Annotated in this window: 13 protein-coding genes and 4 pseudogenes; 7 read left to right on the top strand and 10 right to left on the bottom strand. The window is 69.7% G+C overall.

What is annotated here, in order from left to right; translation table 11 throughout:
* Positions 1-145: 145 nt before the first annotated feature.
* Together ACIQ6R_RS27340 and ACIQ6R_RS27335 are read left to right on the top strand one after the other, a co-directional pair.
* Positions 146-988, top strand: coding sequence for a MerR family transcriptional regulator (locus ACIQ6R_RS27340; protein ID WP_404224059.1), 843 nt, complete (start codon positions 146-148; stop codon positions 986-988).
* 460 nt (positions 989-1,448) lie between these two features.
* Positions 1,449-2,222, top strand: coding sequence for a glycosyltransferase family 2 protein (locus ACIQ6R_RS27335; protein WP_404224057.1), 774 nt, complete (start codon positions 1,449-1,451; stop codon positions 2,220-2,222).
* 256 nt (positions 2,223-2,478) lie between these two features.
* Here ACIQ6R_RS27335 and ACIQ6R_RS27330 read toward each other — a convergent pair whose 3' ends face one another.
* Together ACIQ6R_RS27330 and ACIQ6R_RS27325 are read right to left on the bottom strand one after the other, a co-directional pair.
* Positions 2,479-3,570: a terpene synthase family protein gene (locus tag ACIQ6R_RS27330; RefSeq protein ID WP_404224056.1), complete on the bottom strand. Its 1,092-nt coding sequence runs from the start codon at positions 3,568-3,570 to the stop codon at positions 2,479-2,481.
* 81 nt (positions 3,571-3,651) lie between these two features.
* Positions 3,652-5,013: a cytochrome P450 gene (locus ACIQ6R_RS27325; RefSeq protein ID WP_404224054.1), complete on the bottom strand. Its 1,362-nt coding sequence runs from the start codon at positions 5,011-5,013 to the stop codon at positions 3,652-3,654.
* A gap of 422 nt (positions 5,014-5,435) precedes the next feature.
* On the opposite strand from ACIQ6R_RS27325, the pseudogene ACIQ6R_RS27320 reads away from it, so the two are divergent.
* Positions 5,436-5,636, top strand: a pseudogene (locus ACIQ6R_RS27320) (IS982 family transposase); the annotation flags it as partial.
* Between the two features lie 236 nt (positions 5,637-5,872).
* Here ACIQ6R_RS27320 and ACIQ6R_RS27315 read toward each other — a convergent pair.
* The 4 genes from ACIQ6R_RS27315 to ACIQ6R_RS27300 all read right to left on the bottom strand — a co-directional run bounded on the left by ACIQ6R_RS27315 (position 5,873) and on the right by ACIQ6R_RS27300 (position 9,817).
* Complete coding sequence (locus ACIQ6R_RS27315) at positions 5,873-7,192, bottom strand: glycosyltransferase family 2 protein (protein ID WP_404224052.1); 1,320 nt, start codon at positions 7,190-7,192, stop codon at positions 5,873-5,875.
* Positions 7,193-7,353: 161 nt separating this feature from the next.
* The gene (locus ACIQ6R_RS27310) at positions 7,354-7,515 is read right to left on the bottom strand and encodes a hypothetical protein (protein WP_404185120.1); all 162 of its coding nucleotides are present in this window, start codon (positions 7,513-7,515) and stop codon (positions 7,354-7,356) included.
* Positions 7,516-8,405: 890 nt separating this feature from the next.
* Positions 8,406-9,143 (bottom strand): dienelactone hydrolase family protein, encoded by a 738-nt coding sequence (locus tag ACIQ6R_RS27305; protein ID WP_404224050.1) that lies wholly within the window; start codon positions 9,141-9,143, stop codon positions 8,406-8,408.
* A 65-nt stretch (positions 9,144-9,208) separates the two neighbouring features.
* Positions 9,209-9,817, bottom strand: a complete 609-nt coding sequence (locus ACIQ6R_RS27300) for a hypothetical protein (protein ID WP_404224049.1) — start codon at positions 9,815-9,817, stop codon at positions 9,209-9,211.
* A 677-nt stretch (positions 9,818-10,494) separates the two neighbouring features.
* Between ACIQ6R_RS27300 and ACIQ6R_RS27295 the strand changes: the two are divergent.
* A pseudogene (locus tag ACIQ6R_RS27295) lies at positions 10,495-10,731 on the top strand (hypothetical protein); the annotation flags it as partial.
* 308 nt (positions 10,732-11,039) lie between these two features.
* Here the strand turns inward: ACIQ6R_RS27295 and ACIQ6R_RS27290 are convergent.
* A complete protein-coding gene (locus tag ACIQ6R_RS27290; protein ID WP_404224047.1) occupies positions 11,040-13,244 on the bottom strand; it encodes an FUSC family protein in 2,205 nt (734 codons plus the stop codon).
* 369 nt (positions 13,245-13,613) lie between these two features.
* On the opposite strand from ACIQ6R_RS27290, the gene ACIQ6R_RS27285 reads away from it, so the two are divergent.
* Positions 13,614-14,021 (top strand): hypothetical protein, encoded by a 408-nt coding sequence (locus ACIQ6R_RS27285; RefSeq protein WP_404224046.1) that lies wholly within the window; start codon positions 13,614-13,616, stop codon positions 14,019-14,021.
* Positions 14,022-14,470: 449 nt separating this feature from the next.
* Positions 14,471-14,809: pseudogene (locus ACIQ6R_RS27280) on the top strand (IS630 family transposase); the annotation flags it as partial.
* Positions 14,810-14,814: 5 nt separating this feature from the next.
* Here ACIQ6R_RS27280 and ACIQ6R_RS27275 read toward each other — a convergent pair.
* Together ACIQ6R_RS27275 and ACIQ6R_RS27270 are read right to left on the bottom strand one after the other, a co-directional pair.
* Positions 14,815-14,961: pseudogene (locus tag ACIQ6R_RS27275) on the bottom strand (hypothetical protein); the annotation flags it as partial.
* A gap of 385 nt (positions 14,962-15,346) precedes the next feature.
* Positions 15,347-15,748 carry a RidA family protein gene (locus ACIQ6R_RS27270; protein WP_404224044.1) on the bottom strand — a complete coding sequence of 134 codons (402 nt, stop codon included), beginning with the start codon at positions 15,746-15,748 and terminating at the stop codon, positions 15,347-15,349.
* A 103-nt stretch (positions 15,749-15,851) separates the two neighbouring features.
* Between ACIQ6R_RS27270 and ACIQ6R_RS27265 the strand changes: the two genes are divergently transcribed.
* Positions 15,852-16,235, top strand: a complete 384-nt coding sequence (locus ACIQ6R_RS27265; protein WP_404224042.1) for a winged helix-turn-helix transcriptional regulator — start codon at positions 15,852-15,854, stop codon at positions 16,233-16,235.
* A gap of 945 nt (positions 16,236-17,180) precedes the next feature.
* Here the strand turns inward: ACIQ6R_RS27265 and ACIQ6R_RS27260 are convergent.
* Positions 17,181-18,200: a terpene synthase family protein gene (locus ACIQ6R_RS27260; protein ID WP_404224040.1), complete on the bottom strand. Its 1,020-nt coding sequence runs from the start codon at positions 18,198-18,200 to the stop codon at positions 17,181-17,183.
* Between the last annotated feature and the right edge of the window lie 26 nt (positions 18,201-18,226).

Here is an 18,226-nt window from a genome sequence, read left to right as displayed (position 1 = left end):
CCGACGGCGAGGAACCGCCCGGCAGCCCGTCAGGGTCCGGGTGATGTGTAGTTGTGTAGTTGCACATGCCGTAGCGGCATGTGGTGTTGTCGAGGGCACCACAGCAAGAGTCGAGGGCACCACAGCAAGAAAGGCCCTGTCTGCGATGTACCCCTCCGCCACGCCTCCCCGCGAGGTCAAGATCGGTGATGCCGCCGCCTTCGCCGGAACCACCCCGCGCGCCATTCGCCACTACCACCAGATCGGTCTCCTGCCGGAGCCCGAGCGAGGCGGAGACGGCCGCCGCCGCTACGGCTACGACGACATGGTCCGCCTGCTGTGGATCCGCAGGATGTCCGAGGCCGGCATCCGCCTGGAGGACATGCGGGCCGCCTACGACGAAGCCCGGGACGTCGAGGACGTCCTGGGCCGGCTGGAGGAGACCCTGGCTGCCCAGGAGGCCGACATCAGGCGCCAGCGCACGGCAGTCCAGCGCCTGCGGGCCGTCGGCAGCCCACTGGGCCTGCTCTCCCCGTTGGTCACCGACCGGCTCAGCCACCTGCCGTCTGGCGCACTGCGCCCCTCCGACCTGGATGCCCTGCTGATCACAGAACGGATCTTCGGGCCGCTGGGAGCCGCCATCCAGGCCAGCGTGTTCATCACCCTGGCGACCCATCCCGGCCTGAGGGCCGAGGCGGACCGCCTCGACGCGGCCGACGCCGCCCTCGACGACACCGTCGATCCCTACGACCCGAGGGTCGAGGAACTCGCCGCGCAACACTGCGCACACCACAAGGCACTGCTCCAGGCCATCGAAGCGAGCGGACTTGACGTGGCCGAGGAGAAACTCTTCGAAAGCCACGACGCCGAGGCGACCGGCGAGGAGGACGCCCGAATGAGTGCCTTCGAAGCGGTGACCAAGATGCCCTATGGCTTCTCTGCCGCCCGGACGCGCTGCATGGAACTCACGGCACGGCTGCTTGACGGGGACCTCTCCGCGGACAGCTGACCGCTGGTATGGCCGTGGGCGAGGACCCCGGATCGCACCACGGCAGCGGCGGCGGCCACCTCCTGACGGCTCGCGTCGACCTCAGGCGCGTTCGTGCCGATGTCCCACTCCGCAACGTTCGGGGCGGTGCCGTGGACGTCGGCGCCGAGACCCTCCGCGACGTGGTCGGGCCTGGCCTGGTTCACGTCGTCGGCGGGTCCTGCGAAACGGCGCCGGACCCAGTTCCTGCTCGGACCTCCACGGGAGGAACAGCGAGCAGACGGGCGGACAGTGCCCGCCGACACCGGCCCGAGGGCGGTCCCGCACACCGCGTAACCGTGCGGAGGCCACCTCCTCGACGTAGGAGAGGCCGGCGGCAAGCTGCGTAGCCCTGACCAGCGACGACTGTCCGCATGTCACCTACGACTCGCCAGCGGTGCTTGAATGGACCGTCGTTTCCGATCCGGCGAGGAGAAGCACAGTGCCCCTGGTGTCTGTCGTGATGCCCGTGTACAACTCGGCGGCCACCCTCGGCGCAGCCGTCCGATCGGTACTCACGCAGACCCACGCTGACCTGGAACTGCTGGTCACCGACGACCAGTCCGCCGACGGCTCCATGGACCTGCTGCGCGAGCTCGCCGCCCAGGACGAGCGCCTCCTGCCAGAGGCAGCGCCCGAGCGGGGCGGTGCGGGCCGAGCCCGCAACCTCGCCATCGAGCGGGCCCGCGGGGACTACGTGGCCTTTCTCGACTCGGACGACATGTGGCTGCCGCACAAGACCGAACGGCAGCTCGCCTTCGCCGCAGAAGGCCGTGCGCCTTTGACGTTCACCTCGTACTTCAAGATGGACGCCGACTACGACGGCGAGAGCACCGACTGGGTCCCCAACGGCCGGGTGATCCGTGCGCGGGAGCACGTGGACTACCGCGCCATGCTGGTCCAGGACCACATCGGTGCTCTCACCGCCATGTACGACCGCAGGGTCCTGGGCACGAGGCTGATGCCGGAGATGCGCAAGCGCCAGGACTACGCCCTCTGGCTGTCGATCATGCGGGACGGCGCTGACGCGCGCGGCCTGGCTGAACCGCTCGCGGTGTACCGGGCCCACCAGGCGGGATCCCTGTCGTCCAACAAGCTGTCCCTCGTGCAGTACAACTGGTCCCTGTACCGCGAGCACGAGCACCTGTCGCTCCCGCGGGCGACACGGGCGCTGGCCGGCGCGGCCTGGCAGTCGCTGCGCAACTCGCGCATCTGACCTCGCGCACGCGCCCGGGAAGCCCTGTGCGCGACTCCGGTGGGGGGATCGCCGGGGGGCCACCGGGTCGGACGTGGCGCACGGGTGGCCTTGTCGCCTTCCCGGACCGACGCGAACAGCTGCCGACAACGCCGATACCTCCAGCGGCTGCGGGGCTGGAGGTGGCCATGGCAGTTCCGAGCGCGGCCACCACCGTCTTTTCACACGGGAAGCCCGCAGGGGGACGGGCTCTCGTCCCTTGCGCGTCTGTACAGCGTCATCCGAGAGACGAGTCCCACCACCAAGCGATGGACGGTATCGACGGCGGTGAGGTGTCGGCCGGCGGGGAGTAGGTGCGGGTGGCGGTGGTGGCGACGGCACCGGGATGAAGACCGTCGGGGTTGCGGTAACGGCCGGCGGTCAGACCCCAGTCGAGGTTGCCGGGCAGAAGGTGGGCGAGGTGAGCAAGATAGTCACGCAGTGGCGGACTCCCGCCGGGCAGGATCTGGTGGTGCAAGGTCATGAAACGGTGAGTGAGCCGATTACACAGCCCTACTGCCCGTTCCATGGCCTCTGCTCGGTGGCATTCGTGTTCCCGGCTGAGCACGTCCACCAGGCTGAGCCCTGATGGAGTGCTGCCCCCGGTTTGCTCGAGCCACAGTTCCTTGCCGTAGGAGAAGAGGTCGTCGTCGAATGCCGCGGTGGTGAATGCCAGTTCGGTCAGGGCTCGCACCGGAGGTGAGGACAATTCCCGCTCGGGGATTTCCCCGCCCTCGATGATCTCCGCCCAGCACAGCGTGGCGGCACCTGCCGCCGTGTGCTGCCGCATGTGGGCGTAGTCATTGAGGGTCGGGGTGCTCCGCGCGGCGCGGTGGCCCAGTTCCCACAGCACGGCCAGAAACCAGGCTCGATGGGCGTCGGCACAGCGGCGAATCTGAGTGGGGGTGGCCCACCGGTGTGCTCGGCGCGCCAGGTCGCCCACCGCTGCCAGCACAGGGTCGTCCTCAGGGCCGTCCGGGTACGCCTGCGGCATTTCCAGGGTCCGTACGATCTGGGCGGCGAATCGGGCCGCGCGCCCGCTGGGCGGGCCCTCGTCGCAGTGCACATCATCGAAGTGGAACATCAACATGCACCAGTCCACTGCGAGTTGCAGGCGGTCAGTTGGTGCCCGGGGCATGATCCGCCCGTAGAAGCCGGGGCAGTCGTTGCCTCCCAGACGAACGCGCTGCTGCGGGGTCAGTGGGAGGCCGAAGCTGTCGATCCACTCCGCCGTGCGCCTCGCCATGACGCCTTCTTCGGGATGGCGGACGGTGGGCAGCGGACAGTACCGGGCAGGAATGTCCACCGACACGGTCTCGTAGTCGGGCATAGATTCACCTCCAGCCGCACCACGCGCATCGGCGGCAACACATCGGTTGGACGGTCGGGGATCCCTTCGGTGCCGGGCAGGTCACGTGGCTCGGCCCCGTCGGGTGGTGACCTCCATCAGAAGTCGGCGGGGACGCAAGGCCGTGGACAGCGCCACCGGCCGGGCATCACTGCCCGGCGCGAGACGCAACCGGCACCGGGCGATGATCGTGGACAACAGCAGGGTGCTCTCGGTCAGGCCGTAGGCTTCCCCGGCACACTTGCGCGCGCCACCACCGAAAGCCGCGAAAGCTCCCCGTGGCAGGCCGCGGGCACGTTCCGGCAGCCACCGGTCAGGATCGAAGACGTCCGGGTACCGGTGCACCGACGGGTTGCGGTGCACCGCCGGCGCGCAGAAGGCCACGGTGGTGCCAGGGGGCAGGTGGCGTCCGGCCAGTTCGGTGTCGTCAGTGGTCACTCGCGTGAAAAGCCAGCCCGGGGGGTACAAGCGCAACGCCTCGGTGATCACCCGGACCGTGCAGGGCAGATCGGGGATGTCACCGACACCGGCTGGGCGGCCGGCGAGCACCGTGTCCACCTCGTCTTCCAGCTGGTCACGGACGTTCGGATGGTCGTGCAGCGGGTACAGGGCCCACGAGACGGTCGCGGCTACGCTGTCTGCCCCGGCGACCACGAGGGTCAGCACCTGGTCGTGGATCTCGTCGTCCTCCAGCCCGCCCTCTGCTCCGTCTTCGTCGTCCCGCGTGGCGATCAGGGCTGACACCAGGTCGCCGCGGTCGGTGCCGCCGTGTCGGAGCTCGCCGACGAGGTCAGCGATACCTCGGCGCAGTTCACCCACGGCACGGTCAAAGCGGCGATTGACCGGCAGCGGCAGGCGCTGCAACAAGGGTGGGACGAACATGCGGAAGGTGAGCTGATGGAGCACCATCTCCACCGGGCTGCGGAAGCGGTCCACCATTGCATCTGTATCTCGGGCGGCGAACAATGTGCGCAGCACCGTACGCAGAGCAGCGCCGAACAGTTCCTGATAGGCGTCGACGGCCCGGCTCTCGTGCCAGCCTCCCACCAGCGCAGCAGCCTCCTGCTCCATCACCGCCGCATATCCGGCCAGTCGCGTGGGGTGGAATGACGGCTGGATCAACCGACGCTGGCGGCGGTGTTCGCCGAACGCGCAGCTTCCTACCCCGTTGCCGATCGTGGCGCGCACCCGATCGAAGAACGGACCACCCTTGTCGAAGATCCGGTCATCGGTCAGCACTCGCCACAACAACTCCGGCCGGCAAGGCACGAGTGTCCGAACCCCGCCCAGACGGACTTCTACCAACTCGCCCTGATCGGAAAGCTGTCGTGCGAACTGCAGCGGACGCCGCACCAGCGGCCACGCGTGGCCAATTACCGGAAGCGCCCCCGGCGCCACCGGGGCGTTGCAGGTCGGTAAGACCATGAGCCCTCCTGACGAGCGCTCCGCGGTCGCCCGCTCGCCAACCGCACGCCCTCAACCCCTATCGTAAATGCCCATGCCAATCCAGGCACAGACGCCATAACGCCAATACCAAAGGCGTACATGCTCAGATGGCGGCGAGGTGGAGTGGGTCTGGCAGGCGATGGCGAGTTCGGTCGGTGCGCATGGCCAGGCCGCGCCACTGCCTCAGGCGGTTGATGCATCAATCGACGGTGTTGGGCTGCTTGTGGGCATCAGCGACGAAGGCAGGTGACCGACCGCCCTGTGAGCCCCGTCGTAGCCGGTTGCGGGCTTGGTCCACCGGCTTCGGTTGGTTGATCCAGTACGGGCTGAACCGCACGAACCTGCTCACCCCACCCCCGGCCGCGAGCACGCATCCGTGGGCAGGGTGGGCGTTCAGCATGTCGCGCCCGACCTTCCAACGGTCGAACATGGCGGGCTGGGCTGGCTACGGCTACTGCGCCTCCCACTCCCGCTTCTTCTGGGGTCTACGCCCGTACCTGGTGTGCACCCCGACCGGCATGCCGGTCCTGTGGGCGCTAGCGAACCCGAAGCTGGAGGAGCGGGAGGTGCTGGGCGCGATGCTCGAAGTCGACGCGGAGCTCTTCGCCGAGCAATGCTCGGAACCTGTGGATCGGTGCTGGGAGGAACGCGGAGGGCGCACCTTCCCGATGATCCCTTGAAGGTCCCCGAGTAGGCCCACGTTCGCAGCGCGGGTCGGGAAGGCAGGCCCGTGCTGAGCGTAGTGAACGCCGACGGAAGTATCGCGTCCGGCTCCCTGATCGACGCCACCTGACCGGGCGGCCACGCCGCTCGCGCCTCTCTCTTCTTCGCGGAGTTGTCAGGCGGGTTGCTCACGGGGGGAGTGGGTGACCTCGACGCTGGTGCGGGTTCCCCATCGGTTGACGCGGTGGCAGGTGGCCATCGCGTAGAAGTACATCGGGCGCAGGATCAAGGTCCGCCATGCCGCGGCGAGCGGGGCGAGAGCGAACAGCAGCAGGGCCTGGCGCAGGCGCATGTCGGTGCGGTGGACGGTGAACAGGCGCAGGGCCATCAGATAGCTCATGGCGGTGCCGATGATAAGGCCGGCGGCGACGAGCGTTCCGGTGTTGGCGCGCAGCTGGGGGTCGGCGATAACGGCGGCCGGGATGGCGATTCCGAGGACGATGTGGACGTATTCGGCCACCGCAGACCAGAAGACGATGCCGGTCGGCGGCATGTAACGCAGCCACCACAGGTGGCGGACGGTGGTGCCCCGCATCCAACGCATCTGCTGGCGCAGGTAGTGCGAACAGCGTTGAGGGACAAGAGTGAACACGAGCGAGGAGGGCTGGTGAACGGTGTCGCCGGCCAGCAGTCCGTAGAAGGTGAGCATGGAGTCGTCGTTCATCTGCATCGGCCGGCCCCGGAACATCTCGTTCTCGTACACGCCGGCCACATCCCTTACGATGCGCGCCCGGTAGAACGCGAGGGTGCCCGAGTTGATCGTGACCCGCCTGAGGACGGACTGGGCGGAGCGCAACCCGCGAGTGAAGGGCAGGTAGAGCAGGTTGCTCATCCGGGTCAGCGCGTTGGCATCGTGGTTGAGGACGACGACCTGACCGGCCACGGAGGTGATCTTGGGGTCGGCGAAAGGCTTCAGGCCCTCGGCGATCGCCTCCGGGTCCAGGAGGGAGTCGCTGTCGAGAGTGACGAACACGTCGGCATCGTCGGTGGCCAGCACGTGCATCTGGGCGTGGCGCTTGCCCCGGTTCGGAGTGCGGTCCCAGGTCGCCTCCACTCCCCGGGCGGCGGTGCGCTCGAAGAACTCGGCCCGTACGTCGGCGTAGGTCATCGGCGTGCCGTCGTCGTGGACGGAGCCGTCATCGACGATCCGGACCCGGTCCACCGGCCGGGTCTGTACCAGGACAGAGTGCAGACAGGCGCGCAACGTGTCCGGGTCCTCGTTGTAGACGGGGATCTGCACGGTCACGGTCAGACGGTCCAGTTCTGCCTGATCCTGTGGCGAAGTGGTACGGGGCCGCTCCAGCCAAGACAGCGGTACCCACCACAGCAGCAGGAATGACACCAGCCACGGCAGCGCCATCCCCTGACGGCCGCCCGTCAGCGTGACGACCGTGCTGTAGGCATGCGCGATTCCCCAGGCCAGGAACGCCGTCAATGGCACCGCACCCAGCAATACCCTCCCCGGGGAGGACACGTGCCAGGCACGCGGCAGTGGCGCCACACCCGGCCACCGCTTCGGCACCTGCAGCATGGGTGCCGCGATGTCATCGGCGGCGGTCGGCCGCCCACCACGGCCACCAGGCACAAAGTGCCCTGTCACTTCTCGACCGCGCTCTTGCCGCGCCGGAACGATGTTCTGACCGCGACCACGCCGACCAGCACGGCGGCCACGCTGATCACCATCAGCCACACCTGCCCCGTCGCCAGGCCGGTGGCCGCCAGGGTGCTGCCGGGGCCCACCGTCGAACCGTAGGACATCGCGACTCCTCGGGAAGGAACAAAGGAATATCCGACATGACCCATATATGCAGAACAGTCGATCCATGGCCTTTGGGACTACCCCGCGTGGGGGAGCTGGTCGCCCGGTATCAACGATTCCAGCCGCTGAGCAGAGAACGCCTGAGCCGCGCGGCGCAATCTGTCGCGTGGCGCCCGGCGCTGCTGTGGGAGGCGTCATCCGTGACCTGGATGCTGTCGGACCCCATGCCCACCATTTCCGTGGCCAGCTCCGACCTGCCTTCGGGCACCGCCGCATAGCCCGAATGGGACGGCTTCCGAGCCCAACTCGCCCGTTGGGCCGACGGCCGGGTGCTGCTGCGCTCGAGACAGGGCACGGACATGACCGCCTCGTTCCCGGAGATTCTCGACGCCGCGCTCGCGCAACTTCCGGCGACACCGGCCTGGACGGCGTTATGCGACCTTCACAGGTGTCTCAGGTCCCTGGTGCCTCAGGTCGACCCGTGCCGACCGTAGCCGGGCCGTCCTGGTTCCGCGGCCGGATCGGGAGGGCCCGCTAGCGGGGCTGTCGACGAAGTGTGGCTACAGGGGGGAGCAGGGCCAGGATGGCGGAGAGGGTGGCGGTGACGGCCGCCAGGGGGGAAGGAATCCGCGCAGGGCATGGCCGACGCTGTCGGAGTTGTACATGGCGTTCAACCCTCCAGGCCCAGGCCAACACTGCTTGTGGCGACCAGCCAAAGACACGCCGCCTTCCCGACTCGAAGCGGCGGACGAGCCGCACACGGGAGTGAAGGTTGTGCGTGGCGCCGGCGGATCCCACGCCGCGTGGCCGGCTACGCCACCGTGCGCCGCCACCTCATCCACCTGGACACACCATTCGCTGACTGGACCCCTGCCACACGTTCGCTGGGTCATGCCCCCGATTCCTCCGTCACGGGCAGGCACTCGGTGAGCAGGTCCACGACGTCGCGCCAGGCTCGCCGCGCGTGCCGTGGGTGGTGACCGACGCCGGGGACCACGGGATGGTCGACCGGCGGGTGATGGAAGGCGTGCAGGGCTCCGCCGTATACCGTGAGGCGCCAGTCGACGCCCGCGGCCTGCATTTCGGCGGTGAACGCGTTTCGTCGCGCGGGCGGCATGATCGGGTCTTCCGACCCGACCCCGGCCCACACCGGGCAGCGAATGCGCGCCGCCTCGCCCGGCCGGCCCGTGGTGGTTGCGTTGACCGTCCCGATCGCGCGCAGGCTGACGCCAGCGCGCCCGAGTTCCAGCCCGACGGCGCCACCGGTGCCGTAGCCGACGGCGGCGATTGCGTCGGGGTCGGTCCGGGGCTCGGCGCGCAGCACATCGAGGGCAGCATGGCCGACACTCCGCATCCGGTCGGGATCAGCGAGCAGCGGCAGGCAGCGGGCCAGCATCTCCTCGGGGTCACTCAGATAGCGCCCGCCGTGAAGGTCGAAGGCCAGCGCTACATAACCCAGTTCGGCGAGAGCATCGGCCCGGCGGCGTTCGACGTCGCTGAGTCCCATGCCTTCCGGTCCGAGCAGTACCGCGGGCCGGCGGTCGACACCGGCCGGGAGTGCGAGGTGCCCGACCATCGTCAAGCCGTCGGCCGGGTATTCGACCCTGCGCGTGGTGATCGTCGTCATGAGACCGGACTGTAGTGATCGCCGAGCCCGGTCCGGCCGGTCCTCTGCCGCAGGCAGAACAGAGGTCAGTCGGCCTCCTCAAGCCACATCACCTCGTCGTAGCGTTCCACGGTTCGGTCGTCCTGGTGGATCAGCCAGTCGTTCACCAGGCCGTTCTCCATGGGCATCTGGGCGAACAACCGCCATATCGACGCCTTGCGCAGTATCTCGTCGTCGAATCGCCAGTCCCAGTCCTCGGGCAGATCGATCAGGTGCAGCTCCGGAGGATCCTGGAGTGTGTGCACGAGGGAGCCGCCGAGCTGCACGCTGGTGCTGGACCACGGCGTGATGGTGTGATTCACCAGCTCCAGTCTCCCGCAGTGCTTCTCGTACTCGGCGATGGCTTCCTCCAACGCGGGGTGCGGTTCGGAGGAATGCCCCTCCTGCACGGGGCGCCACCACTCGGCATGTGTCCAGGCGGCGAGCGCGTGCAGGTCGCCGCCGTCCCGCCGGTCTTCGGCGCGGTGACCCAACTCCGTCTGGGGATCCTCCGCATACCACCGGGGCGCGATGCCCTCGTTGAGATGCAGGAAGCCGTTGCCGGGCAGGCCGAGGCCGAGGTCGAGGTGCTGGGCCGGCAGGGCCGAGCAATCCAGGACGAAGGACATCTCGTCCTCGTCGGCCCAGGTGCCCACCGGAGTCCCTTCGCCGTGCCTGTTCACCCACACACACGGCCGTAGGCAACGCAGGATCTCCTCCACCGCGTCCGGCGGTACGCCACGCCTCACAGCGGCTTCGATGAATTGCTCTCGGTTCAACATGCGGCACATCGTGGCAGAGGCCACTGACAACCACTCGGCGTCGCAGGTCAGTGGCCGGCGGCACCCCGAAGCGCGGTGTCCGTTGCGAACGACGGACCCACCGTCCGCCCTGTCCGGAGCAACCGTGCAGACCCCGGCCACCGCGGGAAGAAACAGGAAACGACTCCGAAGCGCGACTCTTCCGTGATGCGAGGCGGCCTGCGAACCGGATGGCGAGAAGCGTGGCGACGGTGAACGGCCGGAAAGGCTCAGTGGCGTGGCCGGGCCGAAGGACGGAGGGCGTCGGCCCGGGCCCTCCTCTGCGGGCGGTCGCGCTCGCCGGAACGGCGCGGTGGCTCGCCCGGCCAGGTCGAGGGGCGGTGAACAGCTGTCGGCGACCACCGGCTCCTCGGGCACCCGGGGCTGATGGTTTGCGACCTCCGCCGCGCGCGGCGGGCTCAGCCACTGGACCCAGGCGGGCCGGGCCGCCTCGATGGTATCGATGACGTGGTCTCCGCCGCCCGGTGCCCGGCCGTGCGAGGAAGCGAACGAGGAGCCTCGCCCGGCGTTGCGTCGAGGCCGAGGGCCGGGACTACGGCAGGCTGCCGGTCGAGGAGGGCGCTCGTGCTCGCGGCCTGCGCACCGAGACGTCCTGGGGTGCCGCCGACCTCTCCCTACTGTCGGTCGGGAGGGACGGCAGGACCGTCACGGTCGTGGTGTGTGTGGGAGGGGGGAGAGAGACGGGCGGCTTCGAGGCCGCGCCCGTGGCAGTCTGCAAGAAGACCACGCGCACGGCCGTCAACAGGCTGTGCCGACCGGACAGCGCAGAGCACCACCGCACACAGGATGGCGGGGCTGTCCCCCCCCGCCACGAGGGTCATGTGGACGGCCCTGGCCGGTCGCGCCCCTGCGGCGAGGAGCGCCGGTACTCCGACCTCTCCGCCGGTCTGCTGCCGGCGCCCGTTCGTCGCGCTGCGAGTGTGTTGCCTGGCCGGTCTGTTGTTCCGCCTACCTGCCGCCCCGCCCGTCTGCCGCCCCGCCCGTCTGCCGCACCCTTCGTCTGCTGCCCGGCTCGACGCCGGCCGGGCATGGCGGCGCCCCCGGCCCGCCCCCGTGGTCAGGTCCCCGCCGCCTCCGCCGGGGCCCCGCGGCGCGCGCCGCTCATGGTGGCGAGGTCCGCGGCGAGGGCGTGCAGCCACACCTCCAGGTCGACCAGAAGGGGCCACACCCCAGCCGCCGTCCCGGGCGGAACGGCCGGAGGCAACGGTGCGATCCGGACGTCAACCCCTCGCAGCGGCAGGTCCGCCGCCCTCACCGCGGCGGCCGCGACCTGCCGCGCGGCCGTCTCCGCCCACCGCCGTGCACCGGGTGGAAGTTCGGGCGCGTCCCGCGCGGGCGGCAGCCAGTAGGCGCCGGTGAGCACGCGCGAGCCGAAGTTGAGGGCGGCGAGCCAGTCCGGGCCGTCGTCGCCCGCCCTGGGGGCGGGCTCGGTGAGGAACTGCGCGTACGCCGCCTCCGCGATACGCAGCCGGTGCAGGACGGGCCACAGGGAGTCGGTCGAGGGCCTCCCGACGAGGCCGGCGCCCGCACCGATGCCGCAGTGAGCATGCGCACCGGCACCAGCCTCCGTGCCGGTGCCGTGGCGAGCACCCGCACCAGCACCGATACCGCGGTCGGCCACCGCACCGGCGGCGTCCCGCACCACGGGCGCGGCGGCCCGCAGCAGCGCCGTCACGCTGCGCCGCATCTCGGTACGCGCACCGGCCGGCCACGCCAGGATGCCGCACACCAGCCCGATCGCGCTGCCGGTCAGCGCGTCCACAAGCCGGGCCTCCTCCAGCCGCCACGTCACCGGGGAGATTTGGGCGAACGCCGTTGACACCACCAGCGTGAACAGCCCCTGCGCCCAGGCAGGCCCGCCGGCGGGGCCCACCGAGAAGGCGAGCAGCATCATCGGCACCAGCAGCGCGGCGTAGACCGCGGTCGCCTCACCCACCCCGATGATGAGCACCCCCGCCAGGACGGACCCGAACAGGGTCCCCGCGGCGGCCGACCGCACGGCCGACCAGGTACCGACCACCGTCGTCCGCGCCAGTGTGAGCACGCTCAACAGCGCCCAGAAGCCGTGCGACAGGTCGAGCGACCCGGCCACCAGACGGGCGAGGGCGAGGCCCAGCGCCGTGCGGACCGCGTTCTGGAACACGACGGAGCGCGGCGTGAGGTTGCCGCTGATCCGCACCAACCACAGGCGCACCGCCGGCTTCCCCGCGTACCAGAACTGCTCGCGGGGGAGCCCGGGCAGCGCCGGCCCGCCCGCCGCCAGGTCCGCGGCGGCGCGCACGGTCACCGCCGACACCGCCACCGTCAGCAGCGTCGACCTGTGCCGCAGGAGCACGTAAGAACACTCGTCGCGGCCCTCCGGCCCCCCGCCGCGCTCGTTCATGAACCGTGCCGTCAGCTCCTGGAGCAGTTCGGCGCCGTGTACCGACCGGCCGCCGCGCAGCACGTCCGCGGCGTCGGAACAGGCCGCCGCGATGCCGTGCAGCAGGCTCTGCGAGGCCGTGTCGGCGGGAGCGGGCGGGAGTTCACCGAGTGCGGCCAGCTGGTCCAGCACCCGTCGGGCGGCCGAACCCGCCTGGGCCAGCGCTCGGTCGGACCGTCCGGCGCCGGTCGGCCGCCCGCCGTGGGGCTGCCGGGACAACCGCAGCTCCGTGCCGACCGTCCGCAGTCGGCGGGCCGTCCCACGGTCGGCTGCTTCCGCCCGCAGCAGGAGCCCGGCCGTGCGGGCCGCCAGGTCCAGGGCGTCCGCGACCCGCTCGGCGTACGACGTGTGCCGCGGCGGCGGGAACAGCAACAGCTCGCCCAGCAGCAGCGCCGTCGCGCCCAGGGTCAGGCCGCCCAGCCGCTCGGGCAGGGTGGCGGGGGCGTAGGGCGGGAAGCAGGCCAGGATGTAGCAGAGCTGCAGACCGGGCACGACGCCTGCCAGCCGCGGCGCACAGGCCGCACCGAACGTCAGGACGAGGGCGACCAGAAGCATGCCCGCAGCCGCCGCCCACGTCGTCACCGCCAGCGCGGTGCCGAGCGAGACCAGCGCGGCGGCGGCCGGCACGGCACGCAGCACACTGCCCGCGCAGCGGCGCCCCGAGCCCGGCAACGGGGACAGGACACCGAAGGCGACGGGCGTGAAGAGGGCGTACAGCGCGACGACCGGCCGGTCCATCACGTAGGCAGCCGGATAGAAGCCGGCCGCAGCGGCGAGAGAGACCCGCACCGCACGCCCGCTCCCACCGAACGACTCGGCTGGCGACGGCAGCTTCGGCATCGGCACCCCTTCCCGGCGGTCCACCGGCGCCGGCTCCTCCGCCACGGACTCCCGCGGACGCCACATCGTCCCGGGCCTCCCCGGCCGGTGGCCGCCGCCGCACCCGAGCAGCCGGGCGTGCTCCCCCGACCGGCGCAGCGGACACCCCGCCGCCGCGGGCCGAGGCGTCCTTCGTGTGCCGCGGACGGTGCGCGGCCGCGGACGGGGCCGGCCACGACGGCGACCGACTCAAGGGCCGGACCGGCCGGATGGCCACCCCACCTTCCCCGGCGGCGCGCACAAGGTCGGCCGGGCGCGGGTTGCCGCGCCGCTTCCGGGCAGACGGGCACTGGACAGCGACGCTGCCGTACGGAAGACGAGGGAGGGGCGTTGGAGGAAGCAGCCAAGTGGTCCGTGGACCGCGAACGCCTGTCCCAGTGGGTCCCCGAGGGCGAGCGGATGACAGCCGGCTGCGCGGTGACCTACGGACGCGCGCTGTGGGGCCTGGTCCCGCGACGAGCCTCGCTCCTGCTGACCGACCGTCGGGTACGGGTGCTGCGCCACCGGGGCAACGACCTCCGGTACGCCGTACGCGGTGTCTGGTTCGAGATCCCGCGCGGTGAAGCCGAGGCGGTCCGCACCGAACCGCGGGTACGGGTGGAGCTGGACAGGGGACAGGAGATCGAACTGCGCCGTCCCGACGGTGCAGCGGAGCGTCTGCGCATCAGCCAATGGGACGCGGTGCACGCCGAGGCGCTGTGCGCGGCGTTCCCCGCCACGAACGGCGACCAGCGCTGACGTGATCGCACCCCCCTCCCAGCCGGTTGACGGCGCACCACGGATGCAACGAGACGGAGGCCCTCGAACACGCGCGGCGGGTCAACGACGACACCATCGCCATGTTCCTGGCCGCGCAGGAGCAGTCGCAGATCCTGAGTGCTCGTCTCAGCCTTCAGGTATCCGACCGTGAGGGTATCGCCCGCATCAGTACGGGGAGGGGCGCCATCATCCGCGGCGTCCAGGACCTCCATCCGGAACGCGCCCGCTACGCCTCGGAGAACGCCTTCGCCAGCGATCGCCCAAGCTACGTGGACGACCGGGGACTGGGACAGGTCTACAGCCTTCACAGCCCTCTGCGCAGGCATCACACGCCCGCCGCCCGGACGGGTACCGAAAGGGTTCCGAAGACTCCGTCCCCACGGTGACCGGCGCAGCCCTCGCACGTCGTCAGTGTGCGAGGCCTACATATCCAGACGGTAACCACCCGCCCCACCAGGCTCGGCCAGCCCTGCACCCGCTCGTCGGTCCGTGAACTCGCCGCCTACCTGCGCCGCGTGCGATGACGCGCCATTCGTGTCGGTCGTGAAGCGTTGCGGTGCCTGCTGTTACGCCGCGGCATCACCTTCCAGCGCACCAAGACGTGGAAGGAGTCGCCTGACCTCGAACGCGATACCAAGCTCGGCCGCATCGAGCACGTGCTGGACCGCTTCCCCGCCCGGGTGTTCACCTTCGACGAGTTCGGGCCCCTGGGGCGACAGAAGGAGGTCCCGTCGACCGAGACGGCCCGGGCGGCGAGGTCGCGGATCAGGCACAGGCGGTCGACGGCCCGCCGATGCGTCACGGGATCGTCGACGGACAGGTCGACCGCCGTGTCCAGTTCGGCGGGACGTACGCCGAGGGCCCGGAGACGGTCGGCGTCCTGGGGCACCGGAGTCACCGGCAGGTGGCCCAGTGACATGCCCGGCAGGTCACGTGCCTGATGGTCGAGGTCGCGCCAGGCACGTAGCGCGAGGTCCGATGCGGTGGCTGTCATCTGCGGTCCTTCGATCCGGGGCGGGACGGGGCGTCGGGAGGCCGAGAGGCGGGAGGATGGAGAGGGGACGGCGCTCAGGCAAGCGGTGCGGGCGATGCGTTCCATCATCGCCTTGTGCTTGTCGCTCCTCTGAGGCACGGCGACATGAGTGAGGGGCAGATGCGCCGCCACCCGGACCACCTTGTCGTCGCTGGGAGCGCAAGCACAACGTCGCCCGGCGGACGGTACGGGGGGCGTTCGTGGAACGGGTCAATGTGACTGTTCCACGAACACAGCCCCAGATGGCGGTGGGGCGGGTGAGGAGGAGACCTCAGGCGGGCAGTTTCGTGTCGATGACGAAGCTGATTTCGATGACCTGGCCGGGCAAGGTCAGTTCAGTGATGCCCAAGACCGTGCTGGCCGGCCGGTGGTCGCCGAAGTACCCCAGGTTGCCCTCCGCCGCCGCTGCGGCATTCTGCCGCAGGTTCACCACGTACAGGATCTGCGAGACGACCTGGTTCCGGGTGGCGCCGTAGTGGTCCAGGACCCTGTCCATGTTGGCGTGAGTCTGCTTGAGCTGGGCGGCGAAGTCGCCCGCGTGGAGGAATGCGCCTGCCTCATCGAACGAGAGCTGTCCAGAGACGTGGATCAGGTCGCCGGACTTGATCGCTTGTGAGTAGCCGAAGTCGCTCTCGGCCGGCACGTTGTAGTGGAAGACATCAATGGTGGCCACGATGCTCGCCGTCCTTCCTTTTGCTCTCTTGTAGTTACTCAGAAACTGTAGGAGAGTGACGGTTGAACTGGAAGAACGCACTTTTCGGTGACTGAGGAACCTGATGGTGACCAAGCAACTGCTCAAGAGCCTCCCCGAGGACGCTGACCTGCGGCGCGCAGACTCCCTGGCGCGGGAGATCTTCTCGGACGTCGCCAACAAGTGGGCACTCCTGATCATCGAGGTGCTCGGCGAGCGCACCCTGCGCTTCAGCGAGCTGCGGAACGAGGTCGAGGGCATCAGCCACAAGATGCTCACCCAGAACCTGCGCATGCTGGAGCGCAATGGCCTGGTCGACCGGAAGGTGCACCCCACCGTGCCGCCGCGAGTCGAGTACACCCTCACCGAACCGGGCCGGGGCCTGCGCACTGCGGTAGACGCCATATGCGGCTGGACCCACCAGCACCTCGGTCACATCGAAAGTGCACGCGGCCGCTTCGACAGCTGACGGGCACGCAACGACACGATCCCGTGTCGGTGGCCACCACCTGGCCCGCGCTCCGCTTGATCGGGCTGCCGAGCCATCCTGTGCCACAGGATCAGAAACAGAACGAAGCCACCGGGCCTGATTAATGCACTGCCCCGCATGTTCGTCGTTGCCTGGTCCCCGGCCTTCTTCGGTATGTCGTAGCTGAGATCCCGGCGCTCGGTCAGGGACATCCCGTCGTTGAGCGAGGTGTTCAGCCGGACAGACCCGGAGCGACGTTGCGGCAGGGCGGCGAACAGGTGTCGGCGGTCGGCGAGTTCTCCGAGAGAGGGGCGGTGAGCCATCCGCTGTCGATGCAGCGTGTGATCTTTTCAGGTATGGAGCGGGTGGACGGTGGCGGGGCCCCCGCGTCTGCCGCCAGTCGGCGTACCAGCGTCTTCCTCTTCTCCGGAAGGTACCGGCCCAGCCAGGCCCGTGCCAGACGCCGGGAGTCGTCGGTGGCTGCGGGGAAAGGGAGGTCCCCCGCAGCAGTGAGCTCCGCAATGCGCTGCCCCTGGCGGCGCCACTCCGCATCGCGCAGTCGGCTCCGCACGGCCCGCCCTTGCACAGCCACGTTCTCCACGTCTTCGCGGCGGGCTGCCGGACAGGACGCGGACCTCACGCCGGATCTGCCGGTCGTGCATCGCGTAGGTGAAGGTGTCGATACTCTGCTCGATGCGGTCCGGACCGTAGAGCAGTTCATCCCCAGGTCCGCCAGCTCGTGCAAGGGGAGCCGCCACGGCTTCAGGGGCGGGGCATGGGTGGTTGTGAGGCCCCGGCCGGACAGCGGGGAGCGGCCCGGCGGTGGGCCGGCCGTTCGTGGGGCTCGGCGAGGTCGAGGAAGAAGCGCAGTGCGGGATCCGGCCCTCCGACCACAAAGAAGGCCGGCCCCGCGGTGGTGGCTGCTCGGCGCCACGCGGTAACCCTTCACCGGGGCAGGAGGTCCTCCACGTAGGACGGCAGCCCGGACGTGCCTATGGTGGAAAGGTCGAAGCGGTTAGTGCCAGTCCGGTCCCATTCCTCCATGCGACCGGCCCAGCTCTCGAAGCCGCTGACACAAGAGGCGACCGACTCCTGGACTCGGCGAGGAAGGGCGAGCCTGGTCAGCAATGCGTCCAACTCCCGCCGTGCCGCCAGTGCATCTTTCACCCGGTGGTCGATGCGCCGGCAGACCTCTGCAACCGCCTGGGCCGTGGTGCGTGCCTCGGTGTGCTGGAGGACGGTGACGTAGTTCATCGGTTCACCGGCGGCCAGTTCCATGTGGAGGGAGTGGACGTCGTTCGTCCAGCACATGATGTCGGCGATCGCTTCACGGATCGCTTGGTAGGAGCGGCTGTCGTGCACAGCTGATGGAATTGGCGTGCCTCGGCACAGCTCGAGCATGTCAAGGAGTGGATAGCAGAAAGACGCATCCCGGCGTAGTGCCGGAAACATGCTGGCATCGGGGATGCACGCCTTTCGCCGGAAGGTATTCTCCGCTCTGTGTCCGTCGAGCGCGAGTGTCAGGTTGCGGCGGAACCTGGAATGCCAGTCGGGGGCGGCGCGTTGCCGGAGACGCTCCAGCACGTCAGACAGCGCAGTGACCATCGGGTTGTCCTCGCCTTTGACGTCGGTGCCGAGAATCACCGCGCACAGTTGTGTGTTCAGCCGGTCGTAAGCGGCGGCGCGGTGCGTCCGAGCGGCGTTGTTCTGCTGGTCGTCAAGGAGGAACGCCAAAGTCGCGACCTCGACGACGAGTTCCGCCACGTCGGCATCGGCCGTGTCGCACCCGGCTGTCATCAGGCTGGTGATTCGGTGTCGGCGGAATCGCGACAACGCGCTTGTGTCTGCCAGCAGTCCGTGATGTGTGGCCCACTGTTCGACGCTTCGTTGTACTGCGTCCTCGTTCTGATGCCTGCGGATGCGAAAGGGCAGGACGATCACTTTTTCTCGGTACGGCTCGAGCATCGTTCCTACTTCATGCCTCGCAAGGT

The organism is Streptomyces sp. NPDC096048 (assembly GCF_044763415.1).
Taxonomy (GTDB): domain Bacteria; phylum Actinomycetota; class Actinomycetes; order Streptomycetales; family Streptomycetaceae; genus Streptomyces.
Note: the sequence above shows the minus strand (reverse complement) of the source record. Positions and strands in the feature narration are given on the sequence as shown.

What these genes read in the sequence shown, in the direction of transcription:
- ACIQ6R_RS27340 (WP_404224059.1), top strand. Translation starts at nt 146, where the DNA reads ATGTACCCCTCCGCCACGCCTCCCCGCGAGGTCAAGATCGGTGATGCC.
- ACIQ6R_RS27330 (WP_404224056.1), bottom strand. Translation starts at nt 3,570, where the DNA reads ATGCCCGACTACGAGACCGTGTCGGTGGACATTCCTGCCCGGTACTGT.
- ACIQ6R_RS27325 (WP_404224054.1), bottom strand. Translation starts at nt 5,013, where the DNA reads ATGGTCTTACCGACCTGCAACGCCCCGGTGGCGCCGGGGGCGCTTCCG.
- ACIQ6R_RS27310 (WP_404185120.1), bottom strand. Translation starts at nt 7,515, where the DNA reads ATGTCCTACGGTTCGACGGTGGGCCCCGGCAGCACCCTGGCGGCCACC.
- ACIQ6R_RS27305 (WP_404224050.1), bottom strand. Translation starts at nt 9,143, where the DNA reads ATGACGACGATCACCACGCGCAGGGTCGAATACCCGGCCGACGGCTTG.
- ACIQ6R_RS27290 (WP_404224047.1), bottom strand. Translation starts at nt 13,244, where the DNA reads ATGCCGAAGCTGCCGTCGCCAGCCGAGTCGTTCGGTGGGAGCGGGCGT.
- ACIQ6R_RS27265 (WP_404224042.1), top strand. Translation starts at nt 15,852, where the DNA reads ATGGTGACCAAGCAACTGCTCAAGAGCCTCCCCGAGGACGCTGACCTG.
- ACIQ6R_RS27260 (WP_404224040.1), bottom strand. Translation starts at nt 18,200, where the DNA reads ATGCTCGAGCCGTACCGAGAAAAAGTGATCGTCCTGCCCTTTCGCATC.